Here is a 12,441-nt window from a genome sequence, read left to right on the forward strand (position 1 = left end):
GTAGGCCTGATGGCGTTGCGCTTATCAGGCCTACGAAAAGGCCGTGATTTCGTACCGGAGGAATGCCATGACCACCGACCCCCATCAGGAAATCCTCCGCACCGAAGGATTAAGCAAATTCTTTCCCGGCGTCAAAGCGCTGGATAACGTGGATTTCAGCTTGCGTCGCGGTGAGATTATGGCGCTGCTGGGAGAAAACGGAGCCGGTAAATCGACGCTAATCAAAGCCCTGACCGGCGTTTACCATGCCGATCGCGGCACGATCTGGCTCGAAGGCCAGCCTATCTCCCCCAAAAATACCGCCCATGCCCAGCAGTTGGGGATCGGTACCGTGTATCAGGAAGTGAATCTGCTGCCCAATATGTCGGTAGCGGATAACTTGTTTATTGGCCGTGAACCGCGGCGTTTTGGCCTGCTGCTGCGCAAGCAGATGGAAAAACGCGCGACGGAGTTAATGGCGTCATACGGTTTTTCACTCGACGTGCGCGAGCCGCTGAACCGCTTTTCCGTGGCGATGCAGCAGATCGTCGCCATCTGTCGGGCGATCGATCTCTCCGCGAAAGTGCTGATCCTCGATGAGCCCACCGCCAGTCTTGATACCCAGGAGGTAGAAATGCTGTTCGGCCTGATGCGGCATCTGCGCGATCGGGGCGTCAGTCTGATCTTCGTTACCCATTTCCTCGATCAGGTCTATCAGGTCAGCGATCGCATTACCGTTCTGCGTAACGGCGGCTTCGTTGGCTGCCGTGAAACCCGCGAACTGCCACAGATCGAACTGGTCAAAATGATGCTGGGTCGCGAACTGGATACCCATGCGCTACAGCGTGCGGGCCGTACGTTGCTGAGTGATAAACCAGTGGCGGCCTTTAGCGACTTTGGCAAGAAAGGCACCATCGCGCCGTTTGATCTACAGGTGCGTCCTGGTGAGATCGTCGGTCTCGCTGGACTGCTGGGATCCGGGCGAACGGAAACGGCGGAGGTGATCTTCGGTATTAAACCCGCCGACAGCGGCAGTGCGCTGATCAAAGGCAAAGCGCAGACCTTGCGATCGCCGCATCAGGCTTCGTGTCTGGGGATCGGCTTCTGTCCGGAGGATCGCAAAACGGATGGTATTATCGCCGCCGCTTCGGTGCGGGAAAACATCATTCTGGCATTACAGGCGCAGCGTGGCTGGCTGCGGCCTATTCCGCGGAAAGAACAAAATGAGATTGCCGAGCGTTTTATCCGCCAGCTCGGAATTCGCACCCCCAACGCTGAACAGCCGATCGAATTCCTCTCCGGCGGCAATCAGCAAAAAGTATTGCTCTCGCGCTGGTTACTGACCAAACCGCAGTTCCTGATCCTCGATGAACCTACGCGTGGGATCGACGTCGGCGCGCATGCCGAGATCATCCGCCTGATCGAAACGCTGTGCGCGGATGGTCTGGCGCTGCTGGTGATTTCATCCGAACTGGAAGAGTTAGTGGGCTATGCCGATCGGGTCATTATTATGCGCGATCGCAAACAGGTGGCCGAGATCCCGCTGGCTGAATTGTCCGTACCGGCGATCATGAACGCCATTGCGGCCTAAGGAGACTATGGTGATGCCTCAATCTCTCCCTCAATCCACTCCGCCGCAACGGCGATTCCGCTGGCCAAAGGGCATGCCACAACTGGTGGCGCTACTGCTGGTGCTGCTGGTGGATAGCCTGGTCGCGCCGCACTTTTATCAGGTGATTTTGCAAGATGGTCGGCTGTTCGGTAGCCCGATTGATATTCTCAACCGTGCCGCCCCCGTGGCGCTGTTAGCGATTGGCATGACGCTGGTGATTGCCACCGGCGGCATCGACCTTTCCGTGGGCGCCGTCATGGCCATTGCCGGTGCCACCACCGCGGCGATGACGGTGGCCGGGCACAGTTTGCCGGTGGTGCTGCTTGCCGCCTTAGGCTCCGGCATTCTGGCAGGGTTATGGAACGGGATTCTGGTGGCAATCCTCAAGATCCAACCGTTCGTTGCCACGCTAATCCTGATGGTGGCCGGGCGCGGAGTGGCGCAGCTTATCACCTCCGGGCAGATCGTCACCTTCAATTCGCCCGAACTGTCGTGGTTTGGCAGCGGCTCGCTCTTACTGTTCCCCACGCCAGTGATCATTGCCCTGCTAACGCTGGTGGTGTTCTGGTTACTGACGCGTAAAACGGCGCTGGGGATGTTTATTGAAGCGGTAGGCATCAACATTCGTGCGGCAAAAAACGCCGGGGTGAACACGCGCATTATCGTGATGCTCACCTATGTGCTGAGCGGTCTGTGTGCGGCTATCGCCGGCATTATCGTCACGGCGGATATCCGCGGGGCAGATGCCAATAACGCCGGATTGTGGCTGGAACTGGATGCCATCCTGGCGGTAGTCATCGGCGGCGGCTCGCTGATGGGCGGGCGCTTTAATCTGCTGCTGTCGGTGATCGGGGCATTGATTATTCAGGGCATGAACACCGGGATTTTACTGTCGGGCTTCCAGCCAGAATTAAATCAGGTGGTCAAAGCCGTGGTGGTGTTGTGTGTGCTGGTCGTGCAATCACAACGCTTTATCAGCCTGATAAAAGGAGTGCGTGGTCATGATAAAACGTAATTTACCGCTGATGATCACCCTCGGCGTATTTGTACTGGGTTACCTTTACTGCCTGACACAGTTTCCGGCTTTTGCTTCAACCAGAGTTATCTGCAATATCCTGACCGATAACGCTTTTCTGGGCATCATCGCCGTGGGCATGACCTTCGTGATTCTCTCTGGCGGGATCGACCTGTCCGTTGGCTCGGTGATCGCGTTTACCGGCGTATTTCTGGCGAAGGCCATTGGCTACTGGGGTATATCTCCGCTGTTGGCGTTTCCCCTGATTCTGCTGATGGGCTGCGCGTTTGGCGCGTTTATGGGGTTACTGATTGATGCACTGAAGATCCCGGCATTCATTATTACCCTGGCGGGAATGTTCTTCCTGCGCGGCGTCAGCTATCTGGTGTCTGAAGAGTCGATCCCAATTAACCATCCGGTTTATGACATGCTCTCAAGCCTGGCATGGAAAATTCCCGGCGGCGGTCGCCTGAGTGCAATGGGATTGCTGATGCTGGCGGTAGTCGTCATTGGCATATTCCTGGCGCACCGTACGCGCTTTGGTAATCAGGTTTACGCGATTGGCGGCAACGCCACCTCTGCCAACCTGATGGGGATCTCAACCCGCAGCACGACGATCCGTATCTATATGCTGTCGACCGGGCTTGCGACGCTTGCCGGCATTGTCTTTTCAATTTACACCCAGGCAGGTTATGCGCTGGCGGGCGTCGGCGTTGAGCTGGATGCGATTGCCTCAGTCGTGATTGGCGGAACGCTGTTGAGCGGCGGGGTCGGTACGGTGTTAGGAACGTTGTTTGGTGTCGCCATTCAGGGGTTGATCCAGACCTACATTAATTTTGATGGCACATTAAGTTCCTGGTGGACGAAGATCGCGATTGGCATTTTATTGTTTATTTTTATTGCCTTACAGCGCGGCCTGACGGTACTTTGGGAAAATCGTCAAAGCTCGCCAGTAACTAGAGTGGGGACGGCGGCAACACCAAAGTAACATCCTGATTTTTCAATAAACATTTAAATACCTAAACTTTTTCCGGTTGTAGTCGATAGGTTCTGTACAGGTCTGTTTTAACCCTACAACCGGAAATATAACGATGCCAAAATCCCTTTCAATTCGATCAAGTTTGTTGGTGTTATTGTCTCTGCTGACGTTCCTTCTGTTGCTGACCGGCGGTATGGGGCTGTATGCCTCTACCCGTATCATTACTTCGTTGATTTACCACGGTATTATGAGTGCCTCGATGTTGGCTGCCCTCGCATTGCTGGCGGTGATTTGGTTCATGCTGCGAAATAAGTTTCTCAAGCCGCTGGATAATATGGTTGAGCAACTGGAACGCCTGGCGACGGGGGATTTGTCGCCGGTTACCGCGCTGTCGGCCAGCGCCGAATTCAACCGTCTGAACGCGGCAATGGATGAAATGCGCCATGCGCTGGGCGACTCGGTACAGCGTGTCCGCGATGCCAGTTTACAAATTGATATTGGTAGCCGTGAGCTGACGGCCGGGAACCAGCATCTGGCACAACGTACTGAATCGACAGCCACTTCGCTGGAGCAGACCGCCGCCAGTATGGAAGAACTCACGGCGACCGTGAAACAGAATGCGCAGAACGCGGAACAGGCACACCAGTTGGCAAAATCGGTGTCGGATACCGCCGATCGCGGCAGTGAGATGGTGTGCTATGTGATTGAGAAAATGCGCGATATTTCCGGCAGTTCCAGCCGAATCGCCGACATCCTCAGCGTAATCGACGGTATTGCTTTCCAGACCAATATCCTGGCGCTCAATGCTTCTGTTGAAGCGGCGCGTGCCGGTGAGCAAGGGCGGGGCTTTGCGGTCGTTGCGGGTGAAGTGCGTAATCTGGCCAGCCGCAGCGCCGAGGCGGCAAAAGAGATCCGCACGTTAATCAGCGATTCACACACCCACGTGGGAGAAGGCAGCGAGCTGGCGCAGCAGGCGGGCGAAACCATGGATGAGATTGCCAATGAAGTGATGCGCATGACCAAACTGATGCGTGAAATTGCCAGCGCGTCGCAGGAACAGAGTCGCGGCATTGAGCAGGTGAATATCGCGGTGATTCAGATGGATGAAACGGCGCAGCAAAATGCGGCGCTGGTACAGCAATCTTCAGCGGCTACCCGCTCGCTGGAAGAGCAGTCACATGCGCTGCTCGAAGCAATGGCGGCGTTTAAAGTACAAACGGCGTAAGGGATAAATTTGCCGGATGATGGCGTTAACACGTCTCATCCGGCAAAGCGTATTACGCGTCCGGGAATTCGCGGATAAAGCGTTCTACATCTTCAACCATATGGTCGTTACCTACGAAGAAGGAGCGACGCTGGTGCAGGCTTTCCGGGGTGATATCCAGAATGCGATCCTTACCATCGCTCGCTTTGCCGCCCGCCTGCTCGGCCAGGAAGGCCATCGGATTGCATTCGTACAGCAGACGCAGCTTCCCTTGCGGGTGGCTGGCTGTGCTTGGGTACAGGTAGATCCCGCCTTTGAGCAGATTACGATGGAAATCCGCAACCAGAGAGCCAATGTAGCGCGAGGTGTACGGGCGCTGAGTTGACTTATCTTCTTCCTGGCAGAATTTAATGTACTTCTTCACGCCGTTCGGGAATTTAATGTAGTTGCCTTCGTTAATGGAGTACGTGCTGCCTTTCGCTGGGAAGCGCATACGTTCCTGGCTGAGGCAGAATACGCCCAGAGAAGGATCGTAGGTGAAGGCGTGTACGCCACAGCCGGTGGTATACACCAGCATGGTGGAAGAACCATAAACAACGTAGCCCGCAGCAACCTGCTTGTTGCCTGGTTGCAGGAAATCCTCTTCCGTGACCGGCGTGCCGACTGGGGTTACGCGGCGATAAATAGAGAAAATCGTACCGACAGAGACGTTAACATCGATGTTGGATGAGCCATCCAGAGGATCCATCAGCACAACATATTTTGCGTGTTCACAGCCTTCAAAGACGACGATTTCATCTTCTTCTTCCGAGGCAATGCCCGCCACAATGTCGCGCGCCTTCAGTGCAGCTTTCAGTTTTTCGTTCGCGAACAGATCGAGTTTTTGCTGAACCTCTCCCTGCACGTTCTCAGCACCGCTGGCACCCAGGATATCGACCAGACCGGCCTTGTTGATATCGCGGTGGATGATCTTGGCGCCCAGCTTTATTGCCGACAACAAAGCAGTGAGTTCACCGGTAGCATGAGAAAACTCGTGCTGCTTTTCGACAATAAATTCACCTAACGTTTTCATAACACTTTCCCTGCAATTTATGTGGAGTAAAGCGACCGCAACAATATTAACAAATATTTCCATTGTCGCGCTTAGGTGAATCGCGCCAGCAAACTACGGAATATCCTGAAATGCGTTTCTCACTTGCCGGACATGTGCGTAAAATGGCCCCCAGATTAAAAAAGGATAGTGACGTATGCGCATTCATATTTTGGGAATTTGTGGCACTTTCATGGGCGGTCTGGCGATGCTGGCGCGCTCACTCGGTCATGAAGTAACCGGTTCGGACGCCAATGTGTATCCGCCGATGAGTACCTTACTTGAGAAGCAAGGCATTGATCTGATTCAGGGTTACGATGCCAGCCAGCTCGATCCGCAGCCGGACCTGGTGATCATCGGCAATGCCATGACCCGGGGTAATCCATGTGTGGAAGCGGTGCTGGAAAAGAACATTCCGTACATGTCCGGCCCGCAGTGGCTGCATGACTTTGTACTGCGCGATCGTTGGGTACTGGCGGTTGCGGGGACGCACGGCAAAACCACCACCGCCGGAATGGCGACCTGGATCCTCGAAGCCTGCGGCTATAAGCCTGGCTTTGTGATCGGCGGCGTACCGGGTAACTTTGAGGTTTCCGCGCGTCTGGGTGAGAGCGACTTCTTCGTGATTGAAGCGGATGAGTACGATTGCGCCTTCTTCGATAAGCGTTCTAAATTCGTACATTACTGCCCGCGTACGCTGATCCTCAACAACCTTGAGTTCGATCACGCGGATATCTTTGACGATCTGAAAGCGATCCAGAAACAGTTCCACCACCTGGTGCGTATCGTGCCGGGCCAGGGACGCATTATCTACCCGGAAAACGACATCAATCTGAAACAGACGATGGCGATGGGCTGCTGGAGCGAACAAGAGCTGGTTGGTGAACAAGGTCACTGGCAGGCGAAAAAGCTGACCACTGATGCATCCGAATGGGAAGTGTGGCTGGACGGTGAAAATGTTGGCGTGGTGAAGTGGGGCCTGGTAGGTGAGCACAACATGCACAACGGTCTGATGGCGATTGCTGCCGCGCGCCATGTTGGCGTCGTGCCTGCAGATGCAGCTAATGCGCTGGGCTCGTTCATCAATGCCCGTCGTCGTCTTGAGCTGCGCGGCGAAGCCAATGGCGTGACGGTGTATGACGATTTCGCCCATCACCCAACGGCCATTCTGGCAACGCTTGCGGCGCTGCGTGGTAAAGTAGGTGGCACGGCGCGCATCATCGCGGTGCTGGAACCACGCTCGAACACCATGAAAATGGGCCTGTGCAAAGATGACCTGGCGCCGTCGTTAGGGCGTGCGGACGAAGTGTTCCTGCTGCAACCCCCGCATATTCCGTGGCAGGTAGCAGAAGTCGCTGAAGCCTGCGTTCAGCCTGCGCACTGGAGCGGCGATGTGGATGCGCTGGCAGATATGGTGGTGAAAACTGCACAGCCTGGCGATCACATCCTGGTGATGAGTAACGGCGGGTTTGGTGGCATCCATCAAAAACTGCTGGATGGCCTGGCGAAGAAAGCCCAGGCAGAAGAAGAGTAAAAAAATGCCCGGTGGCGCTACGCTTACCGGGCTTACGATCCGTTGTGGGCCGGATAAGGTGTTTACACCGTTATCCGGCACTTTCTCAGGAGCACGATCTCCGTTGCCATCCGGCCTTCTGGTTACGCCATACTTCTCAACGGAATGGGAAGCCTCTATATGGAAATTTATAACTCAGATCGCAGAAATTAATTTCTAAATCATAAAATCTATTTCCGCTTTTCCCTTGCTAATATCCCCTCGAGAGCCAATGTGGCGTAAGTGCCACATAATAAAAGGTGCGCTCCATGCGAAAAAATTTAACCAATAATGAACTGCGAGTTTATAAATTCTGTCAGGAGAACCCTGCTGATGTTTATAAAATGAAAATTCATGAACTGGCAGATCGCGTTTATACTACCGCGCCATCTATTTCTAAGTTGGTAAAGAAATTAGGCTTTAATAATTTCCAGGAGTTTAAGGTCAACATTCGGGACGTATTCTCCAGATCGCAAAACTCGCAGCACCATAACGCGTTTGTTAGCGAATATATACAAGAAATGCAGGATGCTTTAACCAGAGTGTCTGAGAATAAAGTCAAAGTCTTTTGTGATTTTTTGTCCGACTGCAATACGATTATCACCTGGGGATACGGTACATCAGATAGCGTGGCGAACTATGTTAGCTATAATCTGATGGTGCTGGGCTTTAATATCCTCAATGAAACAGACTACACCAACTGTAATGTCCGCAGCCGCTTTCTGACCGCTAACGATTGTATGCTGATTGTTTCCAACTGCGGTGAGTCAGAAATGCTGGAAGAGATAATTTTTAATGCCAGAAAAAACGGCATCAAGGTGGCCGCGATTACCAGCCGGGAAAACTCTACGCTGGCGCTTAAGGCCGATGCGGTCTTGATCTACAAAAATGCCATTATTAAAGATACTGCTTTCGAAAATATAAGCTATCCGATCCAGATAGCCATCGTAGATATTATGCTTTTCCATTTATCCAATGTCAGAAAAGTGTCGTTGAAATTTAATTCAAAAGTAGAAGACTAATGAAAAAACTAAAACTCGTGGTGATTGGCGCGGGTAGTAGCTATACGCCAGAACTGATTGAAGGGGTAATTAAAAACTACCATCAACTTCCCATCTCTCACATCGCTTTTGTCGACGTTGAAATGGGTAAAGAGAAAATGAACATCATTTTCGATCTCACCAAAAGAATGCTTGCCAAAGCAAATTTACCAATTGATGTCATCCAAACTTTTGACCGCAAAACAGCGCTGCTGGGTGCCGACTTCGTGGTGACTCAACTGCGCGTCGGTGGTATCGATGCCCGAATCGTTGATGAAAAACTGCCGAAGTCATACGGTTTTATTGGCCAGGAAACCAATGGCGCGGGCGGGATGTTCAAAGCTCTGCGCACCATTCCGGTCATCATTGAAATAGCGAATGAAATGAAGGCGATTTGTCCAAACGCCTGGCTGATTAACTTCACCAATCCAGCTTCCATGGTGACAGAAGCGGTACTCAAATACAGCCACAACAATCGGGTCATCGGCCTGTGCAATGGTCCTGTCAATATGACCCATCAGGTGGCCGGGCTGCTGAATGCCAACGTAGAGGATTTATACGTCGAGTTCAAAGGCTCCAACCATATGAACTTTATTACCAAAATTTTGCATAACGGCGTCGACCGTACCCGCGAAACCATCGAGATAATCAACGCCGCTGACGTCGATGCACTGAGCTTTAAAAACATCAGCAATGAGCAGTTTAATAAAGAGCTGCTGGCCGCCACCAATCTGATCCCCTCTTCCTATTTAAAATACTACCTCAAGACGACTGAAATGCTGGCCGAGCAGGAAGCAGCCGAGCAATCACGGGGTGAGATCGTCAAAAATATCGAAGCCGAACTGTTTAAAAAATACAGCGACGTTACGCTTCAGGATAAGCCTAAAGAGCTGGAAGCCCGCGGCGGTGCGCTTTATTCCACCGCCGCGCTGAACGTTATTCGCGCTATTTACCTCGACGATAAGAGCATTCAAACCGTCAACGTTCGTAACGGCGGTGCTATCACTAATTTACCGGAAGAGGCGGTAGTTGAAGTGAACTGTGTGCTTACCCGTAATGGTCCGATTCCAATTTGTACTGGCGAGATCCCATCTCCTGCGAAAGGGATTGTTTCCATGATGAAAGACTATGAAGCGCAGATCGTCAAAGCCGCCGCCACCGGCGATTATCAAGCGCTTATTTCAGGCTTTATTTTCAACCCATTATGCTCAAGCGATACTTCGGGTGTGGCGTTAGTCAAAGAGATGCTGCTGGCCAATAAAAAGTATCTTCCTTTATTCGCCAAAAAGATTGAATCACTTTAATAGCGAGAAGAAACGGATGAAATGTACAACGTTTGATACCAATGCCGCGCTGGCTGAACAGGTCGTTAGTGAGCTATCCGCGCTCAAACCACATTCTCGCGTGCTGATCCCCTCCGGTAGCACGCCTCACTGGATTTACGAAGCACTGGCAGCGACACCGTTTGCCGAACGCCTTACCTTCTTTGCGCTGGATGAGTGGGTCAACGTGCCCAGCGAATCAGATGGCAGCTGCCTGAACATGATTAATCAGGACTTTGTGCACAAATGTGCCTATCCGGTGCGGTTAGTCCATTTCAATCCGTTTGCCTCTACGGCACAAAATATTGCCCATTACCAAACCGCGCTCAACGGTGAAGAGTTTGACTATGTAATTCTGGGCGTGGGAATGAACGGGCATATCGGCTTAAACGAGCCGGGCGTGCCGTTTGATGAGGATTATCTACAAACTGAACTAGATGACGTAACAATTAACGTCGCCAGCCATAAATACTTCTCCGGAGATGTCACCCTCACCGAGGGTATTACCGTTGGGCTGAATAAAATCATCAAGGCTGGAAAAGTGATTGTCATCATCAACCACGATACGAAAAAAGATATTTATCAGGAGATTGTTAACGGCGATGCGCACCACACTCAGGTTCCTGCCATCTATATCAAGCAGTTCCCGCAGGTTAATTATTACGTGACAAAAAACCTTATAGGGTAAGCGGGCATGAGCATAACCTCTCTACTCGAACAAAAGATGTTGCCACTGGCCGAGAAAATCTCGTCAAACATCTACCTGACCGCACTAAAAAATGCGTTTATTGCCCTGATTCCCTTTTTGATTGTCGGTTCATTTTTCGTATTGTTAACCAACTTTCCTGTTAACGGCTATCACGAGTTTATGAGTTCGCTGTTAGGGGAAGGCGTGCTGGATAAGCTCAATTACGGGATTAACGCCAGCTACGGATTAATGACGCTGCTGGTGATTATCACCTTCTCAAAGGAGTTAGTTGAAAAGCTTAATCTCAGCCAAAGTTCCGCTATTTTACCGGTGGCGATCTTCTTCTTAATGTCGCCTGGTCATATTACGACAGGATCGGGAGAAATCGTCGCCGATGCTTACGCGCTGATCGACTTTAGCTCTGAATCGATGTTCTTAGGGATTATCGTCACTGTGGTCACCATCAAGGTGGTTCAGTTTCTGGAAAACAGGGCTTTCACCATCAAGATGCCTGCGAGTGTCCCGCCAGAGATTGCCAGGTCGTTTAAATCGCTGGTACCTATCTTCTTAGTGCTACTGTTCTGGATTATCGTCAAGGTGCTGTTTGAGAACACGCCTTTTGGTACGCCGGGGAAATTTATCAGCGTCATGTTGCAACAGCCGTTGCTGTATCTGGGGAATTCCCTCTTATCGCAACTGATTGCTGAGATGATGATCAGTTTCTTCTGGTTCTTTGGGATCCATGGCGACTCTATCATGACATCCGTAATGGGGCCTATCTGGCAAACGCTCAGTGCGCAGAACCTGGCGCAAACTCAGGCCGGGCTGGTAGCGACCAACATCATTACTCAGCAGTTCAGGGATGTCTATTTGATTGCCGGCGGTACGGGCTTTACCGGAGCGCTGTTGATTAGCATCTTTATGGTTGCCAAAAGTACGCGATTAAAGCAGCTCTCACGGCTGGCGGCACCGGCGGCAATTTTTAACATTAATGAGCCGGTTATTTTTGGTTTGCCAATCGTGCTTAATCCGCTGATGCTTATCCCGTTTATCATTACCCCAATGGTGCTGTGTACGGTTACTTATGTGGTTATCGCATTCGGCTGGGTCCCCCCCACCTCTGGTATCTCCATTCCCTGGACAACGCCGATCTTTATTTCTGGTTTCCTCACCACCGGGATTTCAGGCATTGTTTTACAGGCCGTGAATCTGGTTATCGCCACCGCGATTTATACACCGTTCGTGAAGATTTTAGATAAGCAGTATCTGCATGAAGAGAGCCAGTCAGAGAACGCTATGGGCGAAATGCAGCCCCAGCAGTAAGGGCACAGAATCCAGGCCGGATGAAGTATTTACATCATCCGGCACTTTCTGCAGACGAAGAGATTAGATTTCGTTTTCCGCCAGTTCACGCAGATACTGGAAAATCTGACGTGCTGATTTCGGCGGCTTGTTGCCTTCTTGCTCTTTCTTCGCATTGCGAACCAGAGAACGAAGCTGCTGGCGATCGGCGTTTGGCCACAGGTTCAGCACTTCCGCTACCGCATCATCACCTTCGGCGATCAGGCGATCGCGCAGTTGCTCAAGCTTGTGAAACAGTACAACCTGTTGGTTGTGACGGTTTTTCAGCTTGTCCAGTGCCTGACGGATAGGATCAACATCGCGCTGGCGCAACATTTTGCCAATCAGCTGCAGCTGGCGGCGGCGACCTTCCATCTTAATACGCTGGGCCAACTCAATCGCGGCACGTAAATCCGCGTCGAGCGGGATTTTATCCAGCGCGTTTTTCCCCAGTTTTACCAGTTCCACACCCAGGTGTTTTAACTCCTCGGCGTCACGTTTTATTTCACTTTTACTGACCCAGATAATTTCATCGTCTTCGTCTTCGATGTCATCACCGGGAACGTCGTCGAGCCAGTCTTCGGGCTGCTTAGTCATGTCAGGCTCCTTAAAAAAAGAG

The 12,441-nt window shown here is 51.9% G+C and carries 11 protein-coding genes; 9 read left to right on the forward strand and 2 right to left on the reverse strand.

Annotated features, from left to right (window positions below):
- Positions 1 to 67: 67 nt before the first annotated feature.
- The 4 genes from ytfR to B9P82_RS10515 all read left to right on the forward strand — a co-directional run bounded on the left by ytfR (position 68) and on the right by B9P82_RS10515 (position 4,810).
- The gene (gene ytfR / locus B9P82_RS10500; RefSeq protein ID WP_046275826.1) at positions 68 to 1,570 is read left to right on the forward strand and encodes a galactofuranose ABC transporter, ATP-binding protein YtfR; all 1,503 of its coding nucleotides are present in this window, start codon (positions 68 to 70) and stop codon (positions 1,568 to 1,570) included.
- A gap of 13 nt (positions 1,571 to 1,583) precedes the next feature.
- Positions 1,584 to 2,606 carry a galactofuranose ABC transporter, ATP-binding protein YtfT gene (gene ytfT, locus B9P82_RS10505; RefSeq protein ID WP_049041877.1) on the forward strand — a complete coding sequence of 341 codons (1,023 nt, stop codon included), beginning with the start codon at positions 1,584 to 1,586 and terminating at the stop codon, positions 2,604 to 2,606.
- Positions 2,593 to 3,594 carry a galactofuranose ABC transporter, permease protein YjfF gene (gene yjfF / locus B9P82_RS10510; RefSeq protein WP_016151457.1) on the forward strand — a complete coding sequence of 334 codons (1,002 nt, stop codon included), beginning with the start codon at positions 2,593 to 2,595 and terminating at the stop codon, positions 3,592 to 3,594. Before ytfT ends, yjfF begins: the two co-directional genes overlap by 14 nt.
- Positions 3,595 to 3,697: 103 nt before the next feature.
- Positions 3,698 to 4,810 (forward strand): methyl-accepting chemotaxis protein, encoded by a 1,113-nt coding sequence (locus B9P82_RS10515; protein ID WP_016155535.1) that lies wholly within the window; start codon positions 3,698 to 3,700, stop codon positions 4,808 to 4,810.
- 52 nt (positions 4,811 to 4,862) lie between these two features.
- On the opposite strand, the gene fbp is transcribed toward B9P82_RS10515, so the two are convergent.
- The gene (gene fbp / locus B9P82_RS10520; RefSeq protein ID WP_016151459.1) at positions 4,863 to 5,861 is read right to left on the reverse strand and encodes a class 1 fructose-bisphosphatase; all 999 of its coding nucleotides are present in this window, start codon (positions 5,859 to 5,861) and stop codon (positions 4,863 to 4,865) included.
- Between the two features lie 175 nt (positions 5,862 to 6,036).
- On the opposite strand from fbp, the gene mpl reads away from it, so the two are divergent.
- From mpl to B9P82_RS10545, 5 genes are all read left to right on the forward strand, one after another.
- Positions 6,037 to 7,413 (forward strand): UDP-N-acetylmuramate:L-alanyl-gamma-D-glutamyl-meso-diaminopimelate ligase, encoded by a 1,377-nt coding sequence (gene mpl / locus B9P82_RS10525; RefSeq protein ID WP_016151460.1) that lies wholly within the window; start codon positions 6,037 to 6,039, stop codon positions 7,411 to 7,413.
- A 287-nt stretch (positions 7,414 to 7,700) separates the two neighbouring features.
- Positions 7,701 to 8,453 (forward strand): MurR/RpiR family transcriptional regulator, encoded by a 753-nt coding sequence (locus B9P82_RS10530; RefSeq protein ID WP_101700312.1) that lies wholly within the window; start codon positions 7,701 to 7,703, stop codon positions 8,451 to 8,453.
- Positions 8,453 to 9,775, forward strand: coding sequence for a 6-phospho-beta-glucosidase (locus B9P82_RS10535; RefSeq protein ID WP_080859623.1), 1,323 nt, complete (start codon positions 8,453 to 8,455; stop codon positions 9,773 to 9,775). Before B9P82_RS10530 ends, B9P82_RS10535 begins: the two co-directional genes overlap by 1 nt.
- Before the next feature lie 16 nt (positions 9,776 to 9,791).
- The gene (locus tag B9P82_RS10540; protein ID WP_016151463.1) at positions 9,792 to 10,481 is read left to right on the forward strand and encodes a 6-phosphogluconolactonase; all 690 of its coding nucleotides are present in this window, start codon (positions 9,792 to 9,794) and stop codon (positions 10,479 to 10,481) included.
- 6 nt (positions 10,482 to 10,487) lie between these two features.
- Positions 10,488 to 11,804: a PTS sugar transporter subunit IIC gene (locus tag B9P82_RS10545; protein WP_101700313.1), complete on the forward strand. Its 1,317-nt coding sequence runs from the start codon at positions 10,488 to 10,490 to the stop codon at positions 11,802 to 11,804.
- 63 nt (positions 11,805 to 11,867) lie between these two features.
- Here the strand turns inward: B9P82_RS10545 and yjgA are convergent, their stop codons facing one another.
- Positions 11,868 to 12,419 (reverse strand): ribosome biogenesis factor YjgA, encoded by a 552-nt coding sequence (gene yjgA, locus B9P82_RS10550; protein WP_016151465.1) that lies wholly within the window; start codon positions 12,417 to 12,419, stop codon positions 11,868 to 11,870.
- Positions 12,420 to 12,441 lie beyond the last annotated feature (22 nt).

Origin of the sequence: Citrobacter sp. L55, from assembly GCF_002850715.1 — a bacterium.
In the GTDB taxonomy this organism is placed as follows: Bacteria; Pseudomonadota; Gammaproteobacteria; order Enterobacterales; family Enterobacteriaceae; genus Citrobacter; species Citrobacter braakii.

What these genes read in the sequence shown, in the direction of transcription:
- ytfR (WP_046275826.1), top strand. Translation starts at nt 68, where the DNA reads ATGACCACCGACCCCCATCAGGAAATCCTCCGCACCGAAGGATTAAGC.
- ytfT (WP_049041877.1), top strand. Translation starts at nt 1,584, where the DNA reads ATGCCTCAATCTCTCCCTCAATCCACTCCGCCGCAACGGCGATTCCGC.
- yjfF (WP_016151457.1), top strand. Translation starts at nt 2,593, where the DNA reads ATGATAAAACGTAATTTACCGCTGATGATCACCCTCGGCGTATTTGTA.
- B9P82_RS10515 (WP_016155535.1), top strand. Translation starts at nt 3,698, where the DNA reads ATGCCAAAATCCCTTTCAATTCGATCAAGTTTGTTGGTGTTATTGTCT.
- fbp (WP_016151459.1), bottom strand. Translation starts at nt 5,861, where the DNA reads ATGAAAACGTTAGGTGAATTTATTGTCGAAAAGCAGCACGAGTTTTCT.
- mpl (WP_016151460.1), top strand. Translation starts at nt 6,037, where the DNA reads ATGCGCATTCATATTTTGGGAATTTGTGGCACTTTCATGGGCGGTCTG.
- B9P82_RS10530 (WP_101700312.1), top strand. Translation starts at nt 7,701, where the DNA reads ATGCGAAAAAATTTAACCAATAATGAACTGCGAGTTTATAAATTCTGT.
- B9P82_RS10535 (WP_080859623.1), top strand. Translation starts at nt 8,453, where the DNA reads ATGAAAAAACTAAAACTCGTGGTGATTGGCGCGGGTAGTAGCTATACG.
- B9P82_RS10540 (WP_016151463.1), top strand. Translation starts at nt 9,792, where the DNA reads ATGAAATGTACAACGTTTGATACCAATGCCGCGCTGGCTGAACAGGTC.
- B9P82_RS10545 (WP_101700313.1), top strand. Translation starts at nt 10,488, where the DNA reads ATGAGCATAACCTCTCTACTCGAACAAAAGATGTTGCCACTGGCCGAG.
- yjgA (WP_016151465.1), bottom strand. Translation starts at nt 12,419, where the DNA reads ATGACTAAGCAGCCCGAAGACTGGCTCGACGACGTTCCCGGTGATGAC.